General features: G+C 53.7%; 16 protein-coding genes. 8 read left to right on the top strand and 8 right to left on the bottom strand.

The window, feature by feature from the left end:
* Nucleotides 1-187 precede the first annotated feature (187 nt).
* Together ACMGEE_RS20755 and ACMGEE_RS20750 are read right to left on the bottom strand one after the other, a co-directional pair.
* Nucleotides 188-1171: an Rpn family recombination-promoting nuclease/putative transposase gene (locus ACMGEE_RS20755; protein WP_253461407.1), complete on the bottom strand. Its 984-nt coding sequence runs from the start codon at nucleotides 1169-1171 to the stop codon at nucleotides 188-190.
* 353 nt (nucleotides 1172-1524) lie between these two features.
* Nucleotides 1525-2550 (bottom strand): tyrosine-type recombinase/integrase, encoded by a 1026-nt coding sequence (locus ACMGEE_RS20750; RefSeq protein WP_436830577.1) that lies wholly within the window; start codon nucleotides 2548-2550, stop codon nucleotides 1525-1527.
* 1385 nt (nucleotides 2551-3935) lie between these two features.
* On the opposite strand from ACMGEE_RS20750, the gene ACMGEE_RS20745 reads away from it, so the two are divergent.
* Nucleotides 3936-4616, top strand: coding sequence for a haloacid dehalogenase type II (locus ACMGEE_RS20745; RefSeq protein WP_436830576.1), 681 nt, complete (start codon nucleotides 3936-3938; stop codon nucleotides 4614-4616).
* Nucleotides 4617-5276: 660 nt separating this feature from the next.
* The gene (locus ACMGEE_RS20740; protein ID WP_436830575.1) at nucleotides 5277-6788 is read left to right on the top strand and encodes a putative bifunctional diguanylate cyclase/phosphodiesterase; all 1512 of its coding nucleotides are present in this window, start codon (nucleotides 5277-5279) and stop codon (nucleotides 6786-6788) included.
* A 240-nt stretch (nucleotides 6789-7028) separates the two neighbouring features.
* Here ACMGEE_RS20740 and ACMGEE_RS20735 read toward each other — a convergent pair whose 3' ends face one another.
* On the bottom strand, nucleotides 7029-7253 hold the full coding sequence (locus ACMGEE_RS20735) for a hypothetical protein (protein ID WP_301253013.1): 225 nt from the start codon (nucleotides 7251-7253) through the stop codon (nucleotides 7029-7031).
* A 426-nt stretch (nucleotides 7254-7679) separates the two neighbouring features.
* Complete coding sequence (locus ACMGEE_RS20730; RefSeq protein WP_436830574.1) at nucleotides 7680-8591, bottom strand: LysR family transcriptional regulator; 912 nt, start codon at nucleotides 8589-8591, stop codon at nucleotides 7680-7682.
* A 94-nt stretch (nucleotides 8592-8685) separates the two neighbouring features.
* Here ACMGEE_RS20730 and ACMGEE_RS20725 point away from each other — a divergent pair, with 94 nt between their 5' ends.
* The gene (locus ACMGEE_RS20725; protein ID WP_253461395.1) at nucleotides 8686-9174 is read left to right on the top strand and encodes a GNAT family N-acetyltransferase; all 489 of its coding nucleotides are present in this window, start codon (nucleotides 8686-8688) and stop codon (nucleotides 9172-9174) included.
* A 171-nt stretch (nucleotides 9175-9345) separates the two neighbouring features.
* Here ACMGEE_RS20725 and ACMGEE_RS20720 read toward each other — a convergent pair whose 3' ends face one another.
* Genes ACMGEE_RS20720 through ACMGEE_RS20705 form a run of 4 tightly spaced genes read right to left on the bottom strand, consistent with a single transcriptional unit; the run spans nucleotide 9346 to nucleotide 14125 of the window.
* Nucleotides 9346-10167 carry an alpha/beta fold hydrolase gene (locus ACMGEE_RS20720; protein ID WP_436830573.1) on the bottom strand — a complete coding sequence of 274 codons (822 nt, stop codon included), beginning with the start codon at nucleotides 10165-10167 and terminating at the stop codon, nucleotides 9346-9348.
* A 37-nt stretch (nucleotides 10168-10204) separates the two neighbouring features.
* Complete coding sequence (locus ACMGEE_RS20715) at nucleotides 10205-11833, bottom strand: MFS transporter (protein ID WP_301253007.1); 1629 nt, start codon at nucleotides 11831-11833, stop codon at nucleotides 10205-10207.
* Nucleotides 11820-12245: a DoxX family protein gene (locus tag ACMGEE_RS20710; RefSeq protein ID WP_436830572.1), complete on the bottom strand. Its 426-nt coding sequence runs from the start codon at nucleotides 12243-12245 to the stop codon at nucleotides 11820-11822. Before ACMGEE_RS20710 ends, ACMGEE_RS20715 begins: the two co-directional genes overlap by 14 nt.
* 2 nt (nucleotides 12246-12247) lie before the next feature.
* The gene (locus ACMGEE_RS20705; protein ID WP_253461389.1) at nucleotides 12248-14125 is read right to left on the bottom strand and encodes an amidohydrolase; all 1878 of its coding nucleotides are present in this window, start codon (nucleotides 14123-14125) and stop codon (nucleotides 12248-12250) included.
* A 303-nt stretch (nucleotides 14126-14428) separates the two neighbouring features.
* Here ACMGEE_RS20705 and ACMGEE_RS20700 point away from each other — a divergent pair, with 303 nt between their 5' ends.
* From ACMGEE_RS20700 to ACMGEE_RS20680, 5 genes are read left to right on the top strand one after another with little or no spacing between them, the layout of a single operon-like run.
* Nucleotides 14429-15121, top strand: coding sequence for a hydrolase (locus tag ACMGEE_RS20700; protein WP_253461387.1), 693 nt, complete (start codon nucleotides 14429-14431; stop codon nucleotides 15119-15121).
* A gap of 54 nt (nucleotides 15122-15175) precedes the next feature.
* Nucleotides 15176-15427 carry a DUF1427 family protein gene (locus ACMGEE_RS20695; RefSeq protein WP_253461385.1) on the top strand — a complete coding sequence of 84 codons (252 nt, stop codon included), beginning with the start codon at nucleotides 15176-15178 and terminating at the stop codon, nucleotides 15425-15427.
* A 1-nt stretch (nucleotide 15428) separates the two neighbouring features.
* On the top strand, nucleotides 15429-15674 hold the full coding sequence (locus ACMGEE_RS20690) for a DUF1427 family protein (RefSeq protein ID WP_253461383.1): 246 nt from the start codon (nucleotides 15429-15431) through the stop codon (nucleotides 15672-15674).
* Between the two features lie 52 nt (nucleotides 15675-15726).
* Complete coding sequence (locus ACMGEE_RS20685; RefSeq protein ID WP_253461381.1) at nucleotides 15727-16113, top strand: response regulator; 387 nt, start codon at nucleotides 15727-15729, stop codon at nucleotides 16111-16113.
* Nucleotides 16110-21671, top strand: a complete 5562-nt coding sequence (locus tag ACMGEE_RS20680) for an ATP-binding sensor histidine kinase (RefSeq protein ID WP_436830571.1) — start codon at nucleotides 16110-16112, stop codon at nucleotides 21669-21671. Before ACMGEE_RS20685 ends, ACMGEE_RS20680 begins: the two co-directional genes overlap by 4 nt.
* Nucleotides 21672-21699: the final 28 nt, after the last annotated feature.

Genomic DNA, 21699 nt, shown 5'->3' with positions numbered 1-21699 from the left:
GCATGCGGGATGTGTGGAATAATTTAAATCGAAAAGTGATTTCAGGTGCGGTTTCTGCATACTTTTCAATGCAATACGTCGGAGCCAGGTATAATAACGCGGCCTGGCGTATTGCACAGCCAGCCAACAGGGTACATTTTTTCGGCACCCGCAGCGATCGTAACCCTGGCCTAAGCACCTGCCACCATTAATGCCTGATCCGCGCCAGTTCTTCTTCGCCAAGACCGGTCATTTTCATCACGGTGTTACGATCGAGGCCGTTTTGCAGCATAGTGCGGGCTACTTCAAGCTTTCCTTCTAGCTTGCCTTCGAGCTTTCCTTCAAGCCTGCCTTCATATCTGCCTTCCTGTCGGCCGAGCTGAATACCTTCGGCCCGCCCTTTTTCAATGCCTTTCTGTTCAAGCTGTTGCGCGATGGTCATCAGTGCATCCTCATGTTTCGGCACCCGTTGTGCCAGTTCACGTACAAAGGCCTCTGCGTCTGAAGTTTCGCCTGCCTGTATAAGGTAGTTTATCAGCGATGCCAGCTGCTGTCCTGTAACATGTTCCTTCAGCAGAAGCGTCGCCAGCCGATCCAGCAGCTCGGCCAGATCGCGTTGGTGGATATGTTTTTGCAGCAGCGTCAGGGCCGCCATACTGCGGTGCTCCATGATCTCGTCGTCAGGTATAACCGTAACGTCGACGAGGGGGAAATGACCGCTATAGAGCTTTTCAGCCTGCACCGGATCGGCAAATTCATCCAGCCAGCGTGTGGAGTAAGGATAGGGGCTGCGCCGGCCGGTATAAAATAAAACCGGGATCACCAGCGGCAGCTTTTTATGACCGGCGTCCAGATGGCGCTGCATAGCCGCTATTGCATAGCGGAAAAGCCGGAAGGCCATGTGCTTGTCCGGTGTGGACTGATGCTCAATCAAAACATGCACATAGGCGTCACCTGCAGCTGTTTTCAGACTGTAAAGCACATCGCTAAAATAGGGACGCAGGTTTTCCTCAATAAAACTCCCGGACTCCAGTTTTAGCGTGTTGAAATCGCAAACGGCCTGCAGTTCTGACGGCAGATGCAGCTGCATAAAATCCCGCGCGGTATCGGGATGGGTCAGGAACTGCTTGAATGCCAGGTCGTGTGGCGTTGGCGAGGTTTTCTTTCCGCCCTTTGCTTTTTTATCAGACATAGTTGTTTTTACTGCATGCGTGGTGAACGGACTGGCTGCACATTGACCGTAAAGCTTTCATCAGCCCTCTCCCTTATTTGATTGAAAAATCCCTGTTAATTAACCGGTTGAATAATACAGTCGCCTCCTGGCTGGTACAACAGCTGGCTTAAAAGGCGGTAGCTCAAACTCTTTGTCGGGCTGGGCCATCCGCAGGGATTACTGTAAAGAATCGACCGCTGGCATAAAACCATACTTTTCTGTGCACAGGCTATCCACTTTTTCTGTGGATAAAATGCCTGTCAGGATCGGACCGCTAACGGGCATTTTATGCGCCAGCGTCAGGGGAGCGGCGCAACTGCATAGCGGGCAAATCAGGGCTTCTTCTCCATTAAATCCACCATGGCTCCCTGATGAGCATCAACGTTACGGATATAGCGCATCAACGTTTCCGGTTTTTTCCAGGTTCCTTCCTGCATTATTTGCGCCACGGCATAGCCCTGTTTCGCCATATCCTGCGCCGCACCGACGCGGGCACTATGGCCGCTCCAGCCGCCATAGCGGTTTTTGTTCAGCTTCGCTGATTTTGAATGCCCTGCCGTTCGCCAGGCATGGGCGAAAATAGTTTCAAAAGAGGGGGTGCTGAGCGGCCGCTCGGCGATAATTACCGCTTTATTAGAACGATGAACCGGACAGAACAGGAAAGCATCCGGTTCTGCGGCCAACCCCGCAGCCGCAATCCATTCCATCAGCCGCCGGGTAGAAAGATTGCTGAGTGCCTTAATCAGTCCGCCCGTCTGTACGATAGTTTTTGTCCAGGCCACATCAAGAATAATGCGTCCGTCATCGGCAAAGGTGACGTCGCGGACCCGAAGGCGGGAGAGTTCGCTGACGCGCAACAGTGTATTATACGCAACATGGAGGAAAGCCAGATTGCGTTTCTCCCTCAGTAAAGAGGAATTAAACCACAGGCTATCAAGCTTCATCAGGTCAGCGAGTCGGAAAGGGATCGCCTGACCGGTACGCTCGCCGCCTACGACAGCCACGCGGTTAATCTTTTTGATAGTACGGAAAACGATCGGCGAAGTGTTTGGTGGCGTCAATCCGGCGTTACGGTGTAACATCGAAATCAGTGAAGCATGAGTAGCAATCGTCGAAGAAGCTCGCCCTGTCAGCTGTAGGAAATTGAGATAATCGCGAAGATCGGCGTCAGTCATAGGCAAAAAGGTGCGTGCATTCTCCCTGGCCCAGCGATAGCAGACACGCATCACGCTAAGTAGCTGCCGCCAGGTATTGGATGAAAAGGCATCTTTGTCCTGCACGAACTCCTTTAGCCGTGCTGCAATATCTTCATCGGCGGTAAGGGCCGATACCATACCGTTGGCTATGATTTCACCCATTTTCGTCTGATAATCTCCTCAATTTTTTCCGATCGCGCTACGTGAATTCTGCATGAGTAAGAGGGGCTAATCCCCTAATAATTTACGTAGCGATGCCAGTTTACAGGCTGCATTTCAATCACGTATGCCGAGAGATACACAGTCGCTTTTTGCTGTGAACCCGCCTGGAAGAAAAGCATACCTGCTTCCGGGCCTGATGTCCTGACTTTATATAAGTCCCATTATATAAAGTCATTAATTTACGGCTGAATGCGGCTGAAAGGTTAAAAATCACCCAAAGTGGTAACGGTTGGTTAAAACAGGCGCTACCGCTGATAGCCTGTTGCCGTTAATGCCGGAGCCGGTTTTTCCCACAATAGTCATTCGTTGGGCTAAAGCAGGATAGCCATTGGTACAGAGGACTCATGATAAGGATGATTAAAAAATCTGATTTTTTCAGAATAAGCTTAGCTTTGATAAGGTAATGTATCGCTTTCCCAGTGCATCTTATTATAAAGATGATGCCAGTTTGCATCGGTTGCTAAGTATAAAAAGGCTTCGCCATTATTTTTTGTGAACGATCTCAATTTTTGTGACATGATTATCATCCCATTCCTCTGTATACCTGGGCAGGTTTTTATAAACAGGAATAGTCAGGTCGGCAAGAAAATCGTCTTTTCTAAAAACTACCCTTTAATTTTATTTTTTTTAACTTTATAAAAAAATAACATCATGAATTATTTGATTTTTTATCTATGAAAATGAGATGTTGCTATCCTGATGTTTTTCTGCCACCATCAGAGTGAACGAGCTTTATTTAATTACCTTTTGTATACGCTGGTGCCCGCCAGAATGCAGATTAACAGATTGATTATCCTGGCCGACAAAGTAATTATAGGTTTCAATTTCATGATTTGGATTTGAATGGAGGTAATAGCACTTTACCCTCTGCTCTTGATTCCACCATGCTGGCAATGCCGTTAACTAACGGATTTATAATCCCGTTATCTGTCAGCGCATTCCTGTAAATATCAACAGTCGGCGTTGCTTTTTTTGAGCAGCCGATAACAGGTAAAATAAGAAATTTTAAATGCATGAAAATAATAAATCTCTATGGCGATTTACATAAAACCATTGTATTCAGGATGTCCGATTTTCTGAACAAACAGGAAAGGATAATCACGTCCATAGGTATTAACGCTTTCTTCGTTCAGATGTAATTTTCCAAATAAAAATAACTACAATATAATTTATAAACACATCCTTAATATATGTTTAGTGAAAATTGGAAGGGTGACTTATATTTTTAAGCGGAAAGAGATTCCTGTCAACCGATACAATACTTCCAAAATATTGCCATCACGCAATCTGCATCTACACTTAACCTTTAATCAGAGGGGGAAATAATGTGCAATAAGATAATAGTTTTTGATGTCAATGAAACGCTTCTGGATACAGGGGCGCTGAACCCCATTTTTAAAAGGGTATTTGGTGACGAACGAATTTTGCGCCAATGGTTCTCTGAATTAATCATTTATTCCCAGTCGCTTACTCTCAGCGGCAGTTACATGCCCTTTGGCGAGCTTGCTGTAGCCGTGTTGCAAATGGTGGCTGAGATAAGAGGTACCATACTTTCAGAGCAAGACATAAATGAATTTCGGCAGCGTCTGGCGACGCTTCCTGCTCACCCGGATGCGTTGCCCGCGCTGGAAATGCTGCGGGCAGCCGGATTTCGTCTGGTGACGCTCACCAATTCATCCACTCAGGCTGGCCAGAAGATACTGGAACAATCGGGCCTTGCTCACTTTTTTGAAAAGCAGTTCTCGGTTGAAGAGGTCAAACGTTTCAAACCGGCCACGGAGAATTACACCAGCGTGGCACAGAGGCTCGGCGTGAATGCCGATTTGTTGCGGCTTGTCGCTGCGCATACCTGGGATATCCTGGGCGCAACAGCCTGCGGCTGGAAAGGTGCACTGGTTGCTCGTCCGGGCAATGCGGTATTACGCGTTGGCAAACAGCCTGATATTGTTGAAAAAGATCTTATCGCCGTTGCTCATCGCATCATCATTATTGATAGGCCAGAGTAAATGGCATTGGCCGCTTAAGCGTGGGATCCGTAATCTGGCCTGAAAATGGATTGCGGATTTCAGGGCCTGAACAAGAATTAAATATGCCCTTAGGTGAAGTAAGATAAGTTTTTCTAAAATCACCGGGTAATAGGGTGGCCTTTGCTTTTTATTTTATCGACATTTTAAAGGTAAATCTAAGCAGTCTCTTGAGTTATAAATCATAATCATTATAACTCTGTGCGGATTACATCAGCATATTTCTCCGATCGCCTTCTCGGGGCCTGAAAAAGAAACCGAAAAAGTCGTCGGTAGCGGTTATTTTCTTCACGACAATAGCCTGACTTTTTCTATGGCCGTTTCGCCTGATAAGGCAAATTTACAGCGCCAATCTGCAATAGTGAATAAAATTTACCGACATGGCCTGTTAATTTGGCAAATTCTGCCGATATAGGATTGGGTTTCTTTTATCGCACCTGGCAAAGGATGGGCAGGGCGTCTGCAACTTGCCAGAGGTAAATACTTATTCCAATAGATTTATTTCATTATAAATAACATGATTTTCGGCATGCCATCAATATTATGCAGAATTAAATTGCGTTTTTTAGTGATAACTACTGAATATTCAACTAATTATATTGCCGGGGTCCTCGGATGCACCTGAAACTTTTATGGTTAGCAATGCTTAATATTGTAACCATATTTTTGCTTTCCACCTTATGGGAGTACGGACTTGAGGCGCAGATTTCCGTGCTGCTCGGTCTGGGCTATAGCGCCGATTTTGAAACCAGCGAAAGGCTCAGGTTTATCCTGACGTCCTCTGCCTTTGCTCTGCTGGCCATGATCATTCCTGGCCTGCTGATCGGCAGGCTCATACGCAAAATGCTTGCCGCTGAAAAAAATGCCCTTCGGCTGGCCGATACCGATGAGCTGACCGGCGTGGGTAACCGGAGAGCATTCAGCGCTCGTATTGCCCAGCTTGAAGCGGTCGGGCAGCCTTATTTTCTGACATTACTCGACATCAACGACTTTAAAAGCATCAACGACCTGAACGGGCATCATCAGGGGGATGCCACGCTGATTTCTCTGGCAGGCCTGCTGGCAGAAGCTGCCGGCCCGGAAACCCATGTATTCCGCATCGGCGGTGATGAATTTGCTATGACTTCAGGGGGCGGGCAGCCTGAAGAGGCGGTCAGAACTGCTGCAACCCTCCGTCAGCGCGCTGCGGAGATCCGGACCGGGCCTGATACCATGTTGGGCCTGTCGGTAGGCGTAGCCTGCTCAACCTGTAGCGGAAGCTCTGGCGTGGTGCGGGCGGCGGACCTGGCCATGTACGAAGCTAAACGGGACAAAACGCTGCATCTGGCCCATTTCTCACCGGATATGGAGCAACGATTTCTCCAGAGGGAAAAGCTCGAGCACGACGTTACCGAGGCTATCAAAAGCCATACCATCGTCCCTTTTTTGCAGCCTATTGTCTCCCTGCAAACGGGCCGCATTACCGGATTCGAGATCCTGGCGCGCTGGATACCCGGCCCCGGTAAGGTTATTGCACCTGCGGTGTTTATTCCTGTAGTGGAAAAGCTGGGCCTGATGGACACTCTGACTGTTGAACTGCTGCAGGCCGTCGTTCGCATCACCCCAGGCTGGCCGGCAGGTCTGCATCTGTCTTTGAATATCACGCCGGAGCAGCTGCTCAACCCGGTGCTGACGGATCGCCTGTCCGGCATTATGCGGCAAGCGGCACTGGTACAGCTGGAGCTGGAGGTGACGGAGCAGAACGTGATGACCATTTCAGAAGAGGCCAGACGAGCTATTCGTGCCCTGCGGGACGACGGTATTGGCGTGGTGCTGGATGATTTCGGCACTGGTTACTCCAATATGTCGGTTCTGCTGGGCCTTGGTATTACCCGGATCAAGATTGACCGCTCGTTTATCTCCACCGTTGTGAGCGTCTCGCAGCAGCAAAAGGTAGTGGAAACCCTGCTGGCGCTGTGTCAGGAGCTGAAGGTAACGGTGACGGCAGAAGGAATTGAAGACGCTATTACTCTCGAGTGGCTGCAAAAACGACGCTGTGATTACGGCCAGGGCTATCTTTTCAGCCGGCCCGTACCGGCAGATCGGGCCGCCGCTCTGCTTACCACAGCGAGTGTTCAGGCATGTTTTACCGATAAGCTGATATCTGCGCCATAAGACGCGCTTACCCCCAGAGCGGGCGGCCTTTTCCCTGACGCCCTGGTTCGAAAAGAAGGCGGTCTGGCTGCTGTGTCAAAGCAGCTCTGACAGACAGCCGTCAGCATTAGCTAACTACGCGTCGGTTCGGATGTCATTGGCATTACCCGTTGCCTGAAAGCGACGGATAATGCCACCGCTGTGGCGCGGTTGTTATGCGATCGCCGCCGAATGGCGAAAAACATCTGATCGGCCTGGCTGTTATTTCTGCTCCTGCTTGCTGTTTGCCTCTTTTTCTTTTTCTTTCTTTTTAGCCATATGATGGCCAACCGCACAGCCTGCTGCTGCACCAGCTACGCCATGATGGGCAACGTGGCCTGCCACGCCTCCGGCAGCGGCTCCTTTCAGGCACCCTTTTGCATCAGCCTGTGAACTCATAACCAAAAGCATTCCGGCAGTGATGGCGATTACAGATAATTTTTTCATAATATTTTTCCTGGAGTAAGTGGAGGAAGCCTGAACGCTTCTGAGCATAGTCAATCCGCGCACGCCGCGTCGTCAAAATGCATAAATCTAAAACTTGCTTACCTGCCGTTACGCTTTTGCGCAGCAAACAAAACCGGATTGACGTTGTTTTATGCGCATGGCTTAATTATTCGTCTATCTGCGTAGAAAACCCGGGTGCCCTCTAAATAAAGAGAAGCAAAAAAAAACGGCCGGTGTTTTACGGTGGATAGTAATAAAAATCAGGCCGTTTTTCCTGTAATACACTATTCCCCAGGTTTATTGCTGGAATGAAAACCCTTACCTTGCTACTAACTCCGCCGCCTCGGGGAAAAAGATATCAGAGCAGGCTCTTAAAATTAAGTCAGGGTAATGCTAAACCATCAACCTCGTATGGAAGGTTTTAAGCTATTTTTTCTCTTTTATGCTTTGCAAAATAACTTTTTTAAGCCAGTCGGTAGATGATTTTTTACCGCTTCGTTTGTGAGAATATATTTTTACCGTAAAAGGAGGCGCATAAAAAGGTAAGGGAAAGGTTTTAATACTGGCCAGCTCGGCAATCTTGCTGGCTACAAAGGCAGGAATGGCCATCAACAGATCGCTCTCAGCAATAATATGTGGCGAAGCAAGCATCGATGGCGTTCTCAGGGAGATCCTGCGTTCCAGCCCCAGACGCGCGAGGTGTGCATCCAGTAAACCTTTTTTCTCATTCCACGGGGTGACCACTACGTGCCCTGCTGACAGGTAGTCCTCCAGCGTCATGCTGAGTCGATTAATATTACTGATAACGACAAACTCATCGCTAAATAAATCAACCTCTTCTAAATCCTGATGTTTACCCTCATTCGCTTCGCTGAAACTCAACGCGAGGTCAATTTCGCCTGCCAGCAATTCCTTTAGCGCTGGGTTATATGGCAAATGGCACAACTCGAAAGTAATGCCCGGCGCCATTTTTTCTGTTTCCTTCATTAACCCGGGAAATATGCAAAAGGCGGTGTAATCCGTCACGGCAATTCTGAACGTTTCCGTGCTTGCAAGCGGATCGAAGGGCTGTAACGGGCTGAGGTGTTGATTGAGCGTGGATAACGATCCCGCTATATAAGGCGCCAGCTGGCAGGCAAATACGCTGGGGCACATCTTATGCCCCTCACGATAAAATAGCGGGTCCTTGAGAAATTCACGCAGGCGCGTCAAAGCATGGCTCAGCGCTGAAGTGCTCATGGCAAGTTCAGCGGCGGCAAGCCTGACCGAGCGGTGTCGGTAAACAGCATCGAAAACCGGCAACAGGTTGAGATCAAGACGCCGTAGTACATGATGCATGAAATTCACCTGCCATTGATTTTATTGCACTTATTTCATCGAACAATACCGATTATCCTTGCAGGCAGCAAACTATATTGGTGAGAGAAAGTTTATGAGCGTTATTATTCGGCAGGCCGGTCCGGAAGATATGGATGCTATCTGTAATATGATAAATGGCTTATCCGTTTACCGCGAAAGCCCGCCGGAGGCTATGCCAGATGTTGACGAAATCCGAACGTTCCTGTTTTCTGCCGATACCGCAGCGGAGGCCTATCTCTGCGAGATTGAGGGGGATATTGCCGGCTATGCGGTTATCTCGTTGGGCTATTCAACCTGGCCAGGTCGCTACAGCCTTAACGTGGAAGACCTCTATTCGACTCCTGATTACCGGGGACGAGGCGCAGGAAAAGCCATGTTGCAGTATATCGCTCAGCTGGCCGTTAGCCGCCGCTGTAACCGGATCGAATGGAACGTTCTGGAGTGGGATAAGTCAGCCAAAGATTTCTACCGCAGTATTGATGCGCTTCCTCTGAGCGAATGGGTTCGATACCGGCTTGACGGCCCGGCTCTGGAGAGATTCGCTTCGCAGGAAGATCTCTGAGCCAGCGCGAGGCTGGCTTTGAACGTTATTGCAGGTGATTTCCTTCCGGATGTGCCGGTTTCCGACTGCAGGTCTGCAGCTGCCCGTGCAAGAGAAGCACGAAGCAAAAAACCGGCTGAAAAGCCGGTCTGTGCTCCTGTATAAGCCTAAAACCAGGGCCTTACGCTGTCCTTAAAGGGATTTCAGGAATGCCAGAAGATTCGCGTTCAGCTGGTCGGAATGGGTGACCGCAAAGCCATGCGGCGCATTGTCATACACTTTCAGCTGCGCGCCTGTAATCATCTCCGCGGCAAGCTTGCCGGTTGATTCAAACGGCACCACCTGATCGTTACTGCCATGAATAACCAGCGCGGGCACGTCGATTTTCGCCATATCCGGACGGAAGTCGGTGGTGGAAAATGCCTTAACGCAGTCCAGCGTGCCCTTGAGCGAAGCCAGCAGCGCAATATTCAGCGTCTGGGTCAGTACGCCTTCTGAAACCGTCTGGCCGGCATTAGTGCCGTAAAACGGTACGGCAAAATCACTGATGAACTGCGCGCGATCCTGGCGCAATCCCGCCAGGATGCCGGCAAAAACGGACTGGTCGACGCCCTGCGGGAAATCATCGGACTTACCGAAGGCGGGCGTTACCGCGCCAAGCAGCACCAGGCCATCCACGCGCGCGGTGCCGTAGTTGTTGATATAACGCGCAACGTCGCCACCGCCCATCGAAAAGCCGACCAGCGTCACCTTCTGCAAATCAAGGCTGGTGATGAGCTCGTTGATATCCGAGGCGAAAGTATCGTAATCGTAGCCGGTCCACGGCTGATCCGAACGGCCAAAGCCGCGGCGATCGAAAGCGATGACGCGATAGCCGTTTTCAGCCAGAAAGTTCAACTGGTTGTCCCACATATCCGCGTCCAGCGGCCAGCCGTGACTGAACAGCACCGGCTTACCCTTGCCCCAGTCTTTAAAGTAAATTTGCGTACCGTCAGCAGTTTTAATCGTGCTCATTGTCTTTTCCTTGCGATGTTGAATGAAAAAGCAGCGGTTATTCAGGCGCAATCAGATACCGTACAACGGGCGTCTGTTCGGCCTGGTGAAATGCGTAAACACGGCTCTGAATTTTGCGATCGTTCATGGTGTAGCGCTCAAGCTGCCGCAGTTGCTCCATCCAGGATCCGACCACAAAGGTTTCAACGAAAATGCCGGGCTGGAAGATATCTTCATAAAGCGCCCAGTTTATGGCGCCGCCGCGACGGCGAACGCGCCTCATGTCCTGCATACAGACCGTAAACGCGTGCGCGTCTTCTGCGCGGATCTGATATTCGTAGCTCACCCTGACCGGCCCGCGATCGTGATGAATGTTCAGCGTCGGAACCGGCTCGCTGAGCTCGCTGACGTCCAGATTCAGATCCGGATCCTTATCCAGTCGCCAGCGCAGCACGGTAAGGCTGGCCAGCACCATCCCCAGCATTGCGGTGCACAGCGAAAGCGGAATGCCGTAGCGCGAAGCCAGCTGCCCCCAGACCGCGCTGCCCACGGTCATCGAGCCAAAGAACACGGTCAGATAAACAGCCAGCGCACGCGCTTTAACCCATCTTGCCGCACTGCGCTGCGCCCCCAGATTCAGGGTGGAGAGCACGGTGATCCAGGCAAAGCCGGTAAAGAACTCAAAGGCGTTGAGCAGCCAGAAATGGCGGATAAACGCCAGCGCCAGCAGGGTCATGGCAAACAGCAGGCTGGCCAGCACCATCAGCCGATCGGCGCTGAAATGCTTGCGCAGGCGAGGCAGCAGCACCGCCCCGCAGATGGCGCCTACGCCGATAAAGGCCAGCATAATGCCGTAGCCGCCGGGTCCCAGACCGAGTTCGCGACGGGCAACCAGCGGCAGCAAAGCCCAACCGGCGCTGCCAAACACAAAAAACGCCACGGTGCGGACCAGCACGTTACGCAGCACCGGCGCAGCATGCACGTAGCGCAGGCCCGCGCGCACCGCCGAAAAGAAATGCTCCGGCGGCAGGCGCTGCACGTTGGGGGATTCTTTCCAGCGGTAAAGCACCCAGGCGACGCCCAGCACGGAGAGGGCGTTGAGCAGGAACACCATCCACGGCCCCGCAAAAGACAGGATCAGCCCGCCGAGCGCCGGGCCGATGGCGCGGCTGATGTTAATACCCAGCGAGTTCAGCGCGATAGCCGGCCCCAGCTCCGCCTTTTTCACCAGATCCGGCACGATGGCCTGAAAAGGCGGCGAACTCATGGCGGCGCCCATGCTCATCAGGAAGGCGGCGATCAGCAGCACCAGTGGGGTGACGTGCCCTGTAAACGAAAGCACTGTCAGACCCGCAGCCGCGATGAATACCCAGAGCTGAGAAAACAGCAGGTATTTACGGCGATCGATAATGTCGGCCAGCACGCCGGAAGGCAGCGCGAACAGGAACATAGGCAGGCTGCTTGCCGCCTGAACCAGCGCCACGCTCAGCGGATCGGCGCTGAGCGTCAGCATAGTCCAGTTGACGCCCACATCGTTCATCCATGAGCCAATATTGGAGACAACCGTGGCGAGCCACAGCATGCGAAACACCGGCTGACGCAGCGGCTGCCAGGGGGACGCGATCGCCGGAGCGGGAGCGATCTCCTCGCTCCCGGTCACATCGTTAATATCGTTAACCTGCGCCATAACGTACCTCTCTTCGCGTACCGCCACCGAGCCGCCACCGTCCCGGGCCGGTTATGGCCAGCGTGGTGAAGATAATCAACAGCAGCCAGCCAAACTGACCTTCCGCCATGCTCCAGTCAGGATGAACAAACACCATGGCGACCAGCAGCACGCCGATAACGGCCAGGCAGGCAGGGAGTGTGAATACGCCGGCCAGGATAAATAGCGGGCAAATCACTTCGGCAAAAATAGCCGGCAGCAGGCTCATATAAGGACCGAGGCCAAGGGGATCCTCGATACGCGTCAGTTCTTCGCTGAAATGGAATACCTTTGGCAGGCCGTGTACATACAGCAACAGCAGGCAGCCGGTAAGGCGCAGGAAGAACAGCCCCGCATCGATGCGGGGCGGCTGAGAAAATAAAGGTTTCATCATTATCAGAACGCAAAGCAGCTGCAGCCGAGCGCCCCCCAGAAGGCGTTTTCCTCGGATACCGGCAGGTTAGCGCCACGGGCGATACCGTGCGAGTGGCTGTGCACGCCGCACGGGCCGCTGCACTGATGAGGCATCTGCTGCATTCCCACACGCGCTGTCGTGGCTGGCGGCGCGCTGCGATAGTGGCCCGGCACCTTTACCACCGGCGACCATTCGGGCAATACCGGTATCGACGGCGGCGCTTCGCTGCTGAAAGCGCCGGCAGCGTAAACGATTTTGCCATCGACTACGGTCAGTACCGACTCAATGCCCTTGATCTCTTCATCCGGCACGCTGAAGTAATCCTTGCTCAGTACCACCAGGTCGGCCAGCTGGCCGGCTTTGATCTGGCCTTTTTTATTCTGTTCGTTAGAAAACCAGGCGCTGCCCTGTGTCCACAACATTAACGCGGTGTCGCGATCCAGCCGGGCATTGACGTCATACATCTGCATCCCGCCCACGGTGCGGCCAGAGACCAGCCAGTAGAGCGCGGTCCAGGGGTTATAGCTGGCGACGCGCGTGGCGTCGGTGCCAAGACCGACCGGCACGCCGGTTTCCAGCATGCGCGCCACCGGCGGCGTATGCCGGGTAGCCTCGATGCCGTAACGTTCGGCAAAGTATTCTCCCTGGAACGCCATGCGATGCTGTACCGCGATACCGCCGCCCAGCTCCTTAATACGGTCAATATTGCGTTGGGTGACGGTTTCGGCATGGTCGAAGAACCAGTGCAGGCCATTAAACGGAATGTCGCGGTTGACCTTCTCGAAGACGTCCAGCATGCGGCCGATCGACTCGTCATAGGTGGCATGCAGGCGGAACGGCCAGCGGTGCTCCACCAGATGACGAACCACGCGCTCCAGCTCATCCTCCATGCCCGGCGCCAGATCCGGACGCGGCTCCAGGAAGTCTTCGAAGTCGGCCGCAGAGAAAACCAGCATTTCACCCGCGCCGTTGTGGCGGAAATAGTCGCTGCCCTGGCCCGGCGTAAGCATGTCCGTCCACTTTTCAAAATCCTCCAGCTCGTGTCCCGGACGCTGAGTGAAAAGGTTATAGGCGATGCGAATGGTCATCTGCTGCTTCTCATGCAGCTCGGCGATCACTGCATAATCTTCCGGATAGTTCTGGAAACCGCCGCCCGCATCGATAGCGCTGGTGAGGCCAAGCCGGTTCAGCTCACGCATAAACTGGCGGGTTGAGTTTACCTGCTGCTCTAAAGGCAGCTTTGGCCCTTTTGCCAGCGTGGCGTAAAGGATCATGGCGTTAGGGCGGGCGATCAGCATCCCTGTCGGGTTACCGTTGCTGTCGCGTTGGATCTCACCGCCCGGCGGGTTCGGTGTCTCTTTGGTATAGCCCACGACTTTTAGCGCGGCGCGGTTGAGCAGCGCGCGGTCATACAGGTGCAGAACGAATACCGGCGTATCGGGCGCCGCTTCGTTAATTTCATCCAGCGTTGGCATGCGGCGCTCGGCAAACTGGAACTCGGTCCAGCCGCCTATTACGCGTACCCACTGAGGCGACGGCGTGCGCAGCGCCTGCTCTTTAAGCATACGAAGCGCGTCAAAAACGGAAGGCACGCCTTCCCAACGCAGCTCAAGGTTGTAGTTCAGGCCGCCGCGGATCAGGTGCAGATGCGAGTCGTTCAGGCCCGGCACGGCAACGTGGCCCTTCAGGTCGATGACTTTGGTGCCTTCGCAGTGATGCTGCATGACTTCCGCCAGGCTGCCTGCTTCCAGAAACTTACCGTCGCGGATGGCCACGGCATCGGCAACAGGATTTTCGCGATCGACGGTGTGAAATCGGCCGTTAGTGAGAATGACGTCGGCTTTACCAAGGGTAACCATAAAAGCTCCTGAATGAGAGTGCCGAAGCGGCGGTAACCACTGCGGACAGAGAATTTTCCTGCCGTAAAGCAGGCTGGTGGGATGGCTGGATTATGTTCAGGAGGCCAGGAGAGCGTCTAGTTATACAAAGGGATAAGTATACGTTCGTATAGTTATACCTATAGATAATAGTTTGAAAATAAAAAGGTTCTTACACTGCGAGCAGACAGTTACCCGGCGTAACGACGGCATTTGATAACGTTTTCAGGGCCGTTGATTAACCGCCGTATTTCCTTCGGAACACTCACCTCAATGGGCCAAAACATGACTAACCGTAAACTTGAAGTACTGACGCCGCAGAACTGCCAGATTATCTTTATCGACCAGCAGCCCCAGATGGCCTTTGGCGTCCAGTCGATCGATCGTCAGGTGCTGAAAAACAACGTCGTTGCGCTGGCTAAAGCGGCCAAAGTTTTCAACATTCCGACCGTACTGACCACCGTTGAGACCGAAAGCTTCTCCGGCCATACCTTCCCGGAACTGCTGGACGCGCTGCCGGGCCAGGACATTCTTGAGCGCACCTCAATGAACTCATGGGATGACCAGAAAGTTCGTGATGCGCTGGCGGCCAACGGCAAGCAGAAGATTGTGGTTTCCGGCCTGTGGACCGAAGTCTGTAACAACACTTTTGCGCTGTGCGCCATGCTGGAAGGCGATTACGAAATTTATATGGTGGCTGATGCCTCCGGCGGCACCACTAAAGAAGCGCACGACTATGCGATGCAGCGCATGATCCAGGCTGGCGTGATCCCGGTGACCTGGCAGCAGGTGATGCTGGAGTGGCAGCGTGACTGGGCGCACAAAGACACTTACAACGCCGTTATGGACATTGCCAAAGAGCATTCAGGCGCTTACGGCATCGGCGTCGACTACGCCTACACCATGGTGCACAAAGCGCCTTCTCGTCAGAAGAGCGAGCACCGTACCCTGGCGCCAGTACACGCACCGGTACGTTAATCGATCCGGCTGGCCCCTTACCGGGCTGGCCGGCTATCCTGGAAAGGAGGATCTGTGAGTCCTTTAATCATTTCTCTGGGCGCGGGCGCGCTGATTGGGCTGGTTTATTCGCTGCTCAAAGTCCGCTCTCCTGCTCCGCCTGCCGTGGCGCTTGTCGGGTTGTTGGGCATGGTCATCGGCAGCACGCTGGGCGGAAAGCTGCTGAACAATGTACCAATAGCCCGGGCACCCTCTGGCTTACACATCCAGGCCGTCACCGAGAAAAGCCCGGTATCGCCATCCCTTATCGCAAAACAGGCAGGCTGATATGTTAAAGACCTATTCTGTTTCGCTGGCGGTCGGCGTTCTGGCAGGCGTTATTTACGCCGTTCTGGACGTGAGCTCTCCGGCGCCGCCGTTCGTTGCGCTGGCAGGCCTGGCAGGCATGCAGATCGGCGAACATATTATCCCGTTGATAAAACGTCTGCTTAGCCGTCAGCCCGTTAACCTGCGCTGGTTTCGCCATGAGTATCACCATAAAATTGGCGACAACCCACCGTCTTCGGGCGACTAAACCTTCCAGGGAAGCGCCTCACCAAGGCCTTAGCTTTATAAAGGAACATAGCATGCAGCTGCCGCAGCGCATCGTCGTCGTCGATGATGAACGTTCTGTCCGCAATGGCCTGACCAACCTGCTTCAGTCTGAAGGTTATCTTACCGATGCCTTCGAGTCGGCAGAATCTCTTCTTGGCGATGAAGCAGCGATGGCGACTGCCGCGCTTTTTATTATCGATGTGCAACTGCAGGGCATGGATGGTTTTGAGCTTTTTATCAATCTTACCCGGCGGCTGGAAAAGCCGCCGGGTATTATCATTTCCGGCAGCGGCGATGAAAACATGCTGCGGTATGCGGTTCATCTGGGCGCCATCGCGTTTTTGCCAAAGCCCATCGAAATTGATACGTTGTTTGAACACATCCGTCAGGAGTTCTCCTCAAAGGCTGCCCCTCAATGAGTATGGATCCGCAGGAGTTGAATGCCGCAGAAAGCGATGAAGTGATGCTGTCAGAGGATATTGCTTTTAGCCAGCTGGCGCAGGAGGGCAATATCGACTGGCTTTTGTGCCGACACGCCACCACCGGCGAAACCTTTGTGCTGGCCACGGCAGCCAGTGAAGAGGCGGTTTTCCACGTCACACAGCTGCTTAAAAACGAGTATGCCCTTCGCGCCAGCCTGGCGGAAAGCTGGGCTTTGAAGCCCCAGCGGCATACCCTTTTTAAGGGCCGCTATGCGTTGATCTACAGGACGTTTAATTATCGTACCCTGGCGGATATGCTGTGTATGCCGCCCGGCGGCATTCCCGACTTTCTTGGCAGCGCCGCAATGCTCTGCCATACGCTGGGCAGCATGCATCAGCAGGGGCTGGTGCACGGCGACATCAAGCCGGCAAACTTTTTTTATAACGATAACGGAACCGTTTATCTTGGCGGGTTTGGGCTGTCATTCATCGACAACGATCTACTTCAGCATCCTCGTCTGCCGGTGGCAGGTGGAACGCTGGCGTACATGTCCCCGGAACACACTTCCCGCTCTGCCCATCCCGTCAGTCGGGTAAGCGACCTGTACAGTCTGGGGATCGTGCTTTATGAGTTGCTGACCGGCAGGCTGCCCTACGGCAGCGCTGAAGGCAGGCACGCCGAATGGGTGCATCACCATATTGCCTCGGAAGCGTTACCGCCCCACCTTATTCGTCCTGACGTCCCGCTTATTCTGTCATCAATTATTCTCAGGCTGCTGGCCAAATCGCCGGAATACCGTTATCAGACGGCTGAGGGCGTCCTCGCCGATCTCGGCCGGTGTGCGGCCACGCTGATGCCGGGCGGCATGATTGCATCTTTTACGCTCGGGCTACAAGATTCACAGCCGGCGGACTATTCACCCGATAGCCTGTGTACAGATCATCCGCAGGCAACCGATATTCTGGCGGCTTTTGATGAGGTCAGCAGCAGCGGCAAGCACAGTCTGGTGGCGATAAGCGGGGTGCCCGGCGCAGGGAAATCGTCGCTAATCGGATCTGCGCTGAAATTACTACGCCATAAGAAAGCGCTGCTTACCGTCGTGAAGGCAGACCAGCATTCGCCTGTCCTGCCTTATGCCGTTTTTACTGCCGCATTCAGGACGCTGACTCTCCATGTGCTGGGCCTTCCCACCCAGGAAATGACGCGCTGGAAAACCCACATTACGCGCCTGCTGGGAGAATATGCCGGCCTGGCTGTTAACCTGGTTCCCGAGCTGGGCATCCTTCTCAACCAGAAAGCCGCCGTTCAGATGCACTCGCATCCCCTTGATGCAAAAGATCGCTTCAATCTTGTAGCCTGCAGCCTGGTCAAGGCGTTTACGGCTTCCGGGCGGCCGCTGGTCATGCTTATCGACGATGTGCACTGGGCCGATCGGGCTACGCTGCTCCTGTTACAGAATCTGCTGAGCTTAAGCGAAGATATTCCCCTGCTGCTGGTGATTACCTATCGTGACAGCGTCTCGCTGCCCTGTCCTACCATCGCCGGCAACCTGAATCGTATACGGGCCTGTGCGGTCCGCATTACCGATATCACGCCGGAACCGCTTTCCGAAAAAAACATCGCCGACTGGCTTGCGGGACTTTTTCATACCCGCAGCTCGGCAACAAGCGAACTGGCCCGGGTGATCCACGAAAAAACGGCCGGTAATCCGCTCGCTACCCGAGAATTTTTTCGTCAGGCCGTTCGGGACGGGCTGATTACCCATCATGCGCCATTAAAATGGAGCTGCGATCCGCAGGCCCTCAGAAACTGCCACTATACGGCGAACGTTGCAGCCAGCGTATTGCGGCATCTGACCTCGTTGCCGCTGCCGACCCGGCATCTTCTGGGCAGGCTGGCGTCGCTGGGCAGCGCTGGCGGGCTGGACGTGTTGAGCAGGATTATCACTGTTCCCGTTTCGGAAATAGAACGAACGCTTCTGCCGGCCGTCACGGCCCGGCTGATAACGCTGAATGAGGCGGGATATGCCTTTATGCATGACACCATGCACGAGGCGGCGCTTAATCTTCTGAACGATGAAGATAAAGACAGCTTCCATTGCGCTGCTGCGCTTTATTACATTCACGAATCCAGCCTTGATGTTACCAACGCTTTGCTTTTCCGGGCGGCGCATCATCTGCTTGCTGTCAAAACGCTTTCTCTTCTTACGCCAGATGCAGCGCGGTTCTGTCAGCTGCTGCTTAAAGCCGGCAGGCGCGCCAAAACCATGGGCGACTATATTTCAGCGCTGCGCTACCTGCAAACCGCTCGTTTGCTTAACCAGGGCGCGGGTAAGGCAGAAAGCGGCGAATTTTTGCTTGAAGAAGCGGAGTGTGAGTTCCTGAACGGTAATCTGCCAGCCGCGCTGAAATTAAGCGCGGCGATCCACGCTTCGCCTGGTGAAGTCGCGGACAAAGCGGAGGCCGCCTGCCTGATTGCCGAAATTCATATGCGCCAGTCGGACAGCAAGCTTGCGCTGGAAACGGCGCTCGCCTGGCTTGCGGTGTTTGGCATCCAGCTGAACCGCAACCCGGCTCAGGAAGAGTGTGATGAAGCAAGGATCGTCCTGAAGGAGGACGTAGGGAAAAATCCCTATACCCGTTTCCGTTCTCTGCCGCTGGTTACCTGCAAAAACACGGAAGCCGTGATGGATCTGCTGGCCAGCGCCAGCACCTTTGCCGCCTTCATTAATCCGCGGCTGCATTTTATAATCCTGTGCAGGCTGCTGCATTTGTCGATGGCGCACGGCCTGAGCGGAGCTTCGACGCTGGCCCTCTCCTGGTACGGAGTGGTGTGTGGCGATCGCTATGATGAATACAGTCGTGGCTTTGCCAGCACGCTTCTGGCGCGGGAGCTGGTCTATAAGCATGACTTCGTCAGTTTTAAAGCCCGTACGCTGCTGCCGCTGGATCAGGTCAGCGTCTGGACGATGCCGCTGACCTATGCCATTGAACGGGCAAAAGCCGCTTTCGACGTTGGGGTGGAAACGGGCGATCGCACATCTGCCTGCCTGGCGTTGCGCCATCTCATCATGAACTATCTTGCCCGCGGCGACCATCTTGACGGGGTGCATACGTCAATTACGCGCGGACTGCTGTTTGTCAGAAAGGCGCAGTATAAAGACGTTGAAGTGATCCTCGGGATGCAGCTGGACTACGTTCTTTTTCTGCGTAAGCCCAGGGACGGCCTCTTCACCGGTAATCATTTCGTCACGCCGGTGCTGGCGGTGGTTAAACCTGAAAATGCCGTTGAACCCATGTATCTGATGCAGTTCTGGTTGCGTCTTTATAAAGCGATGGCGCATTTTTTTGCGAACGAATACGCCGACGCACAACGGTGGTTTAAAGAGGCCGAGCCGTTTACCGCGCTGATCCCGGGGCATGTGCATATGCTCGATTTTCATCTTTACAGCGCGCTTTCGGTCACGATACCGCTCAGCTCCGGCTCTGTGACCGACGCGTTACGGCTACAGTTAGGGAAGCACCTCGACAGGATCGTGACATGGTCAAATGAAAACGCGAAAACGTTTTCAGACAAGGAGGCGCTGCTGCGCGCGGAGCTGCTTCGCCTTGAAGGTGAAACGGCGCGGGCATCGGAGCAGTTTGAACGAGCTATCACGCTGTCCCATGAGGGGCAATTTCATCATATCAACGGCCTTGCCTGCGAACTGGCCGCGCGTATGGCGTATGCCCGGGAGATGGCGTTTGCCGGTGATGCCTATATTAAAGGCGCCATGGCGGCCTGGGAGCATTGGGGAGCAGGCGCCAAAGTTCGCCAGCTGGAAGCGCAGTATCCGGCCCTCGCCAGCCACACGTCCCGGACTGCGCTGAGCACCGTATCTTTTGAGCAGAGTGCGGTCACAAGCGATTTGCAGAGCATGGTGACCGTAATGCGGGCCCTCACAGAAGAAATCAATCTGGATCGGCTTATCCATATCCTGATGATGATGCTGGTGGAGCGTGCCGGGGCGCAGCATTGCATGCTGATCCGCCTGATTGACGGCAATGTGCCCGAGATTCAGGCAAGAGCCTCCACGACCACGGAAGGGGTTAAGGTTAAAATCGTGCGGGAGCTGCCCGTAGCAACCGACCTTCCGCTTTCGGTGCTTTCTGCCGTGATCCGTACCGGCCAGGAAATCCGTACCGGTAAGCCAGAAGTGTTCAGCCCGTTCAGCCAGGATAACTATCTGGTGGCGTCCGGCGCGGCGGTCATGTGCGTACCGATGTTCAGACAGGCGCAGATGGTAGGCGTGCTTTATCTGGAAAATCGGTTAATGCCCGACGTGTTCACCGCCGATCACTCAAGGATCGTTGCCATGCTCGGGGCACAGGCTGCGGTATCGCTGGAAACGGCCCGTCTGTACGCTGAACTGGTCGATGAAAACATTCAGCGCCGCAAAATTGAAAAGCAGCTTCGCGCCAGCCAGACCTCGCTGATGCTCGGGGAAAAAATCAGCCATACCGGCACCTGGCACTGGCATCTGGAGCCCGATATCCAGTACATCTCTGATGAATATAAACGCATCATGGGGCTGCCTGCGGAGCAGGTCGCGACCTCCATGGCCGAGTTCCAGCGGCGCGTACATCCGGATGATATTGCCTGCCTCAGAGAGCTGATCGAAACCAGCGTGCGTGAAGGCGTTACCATGCAGGCAGAGTTTCGGATTGTCCGCGATGATGGGGAGTGCCGTTACATTAAAGGGATCGGCGAGCCGAATGAAAACTGGCCGGAAGTAGCGGAGTATTTCGGCACGCTTACGGATATTACCGCACAGCGCCAGTCAGAGGATGCGGTCAGGATCGCTCAGGCGGAACTGGCGCGCGTCGCACGCGCAACCACCGTTGGGCAACTAACCTCTTCTATCGCACATGAAATCAACCAGCCGCTGATGTCTATCGTGGCCAACGCCGGTGCCAGCCAGCGGTGGCTTAAACGCGACCCCGCTAATCTGGAAAACGCCAGCAAAAGCCTTGATGAAATCATCCGTGAAGGCCGCAGGGCCGGTGATATTATTCACGGTCTTCAGGCGCTCACACGTAATCAGGTTGCAAAGTTTGCGCCAGCAAAAATGCATCGCCTTACGCGAGACATTATTGTTCTCTCCCGGCTCGAGCTTGAACGCCGTTTCGTCTCCCTGGAGCTGGATCTGACTGCCAGAAATGACGAGGTTTTTTGCGAGAGCGTACAAATTCAGCAGGTATTGCTTAACCTGGTTATCAACGCTATTGAAGCGATGGCCAATAATGCCGGCGCGCGTACTTTACGGATCGCCTCTTCCCATCCCGCCAGCGATCTTATCCGTATTGAGGTTGCCGATAACGGAATCGGCCTGTCTGAAGAAGTAACAGGAAAGATTTTCGATTCTTTTTACACCACGAAAGCGGAAGGAATGGGAATGGGGCTGACTATCAGCAAAGAGATAATTAAACGCCACGGAGGAGAACTACGGGCGGAAAACCGCCTGGATGGCGGGTGTCTGTTCTGGTTTACCCTGCCGGTTGAGGGGGTTGTGTAAGCCTCAATATTCTCCCGCCCCGTGCGGG

Source organism: Erwinia artemisiae (assembly GCF_051400835.1).
Classification (GTDB): Bacteria; Pseudomonadota; Gammaproteobacteria; order Enterobacterales; family Enterobacteriaceae; genus Erwinia; species Erwinia aeris.
The sequence above is the reverse complement of the archived record's forward strand: the minus strand, read 5'-3'. Positions and strand labels throughout refer to the sequence as shown.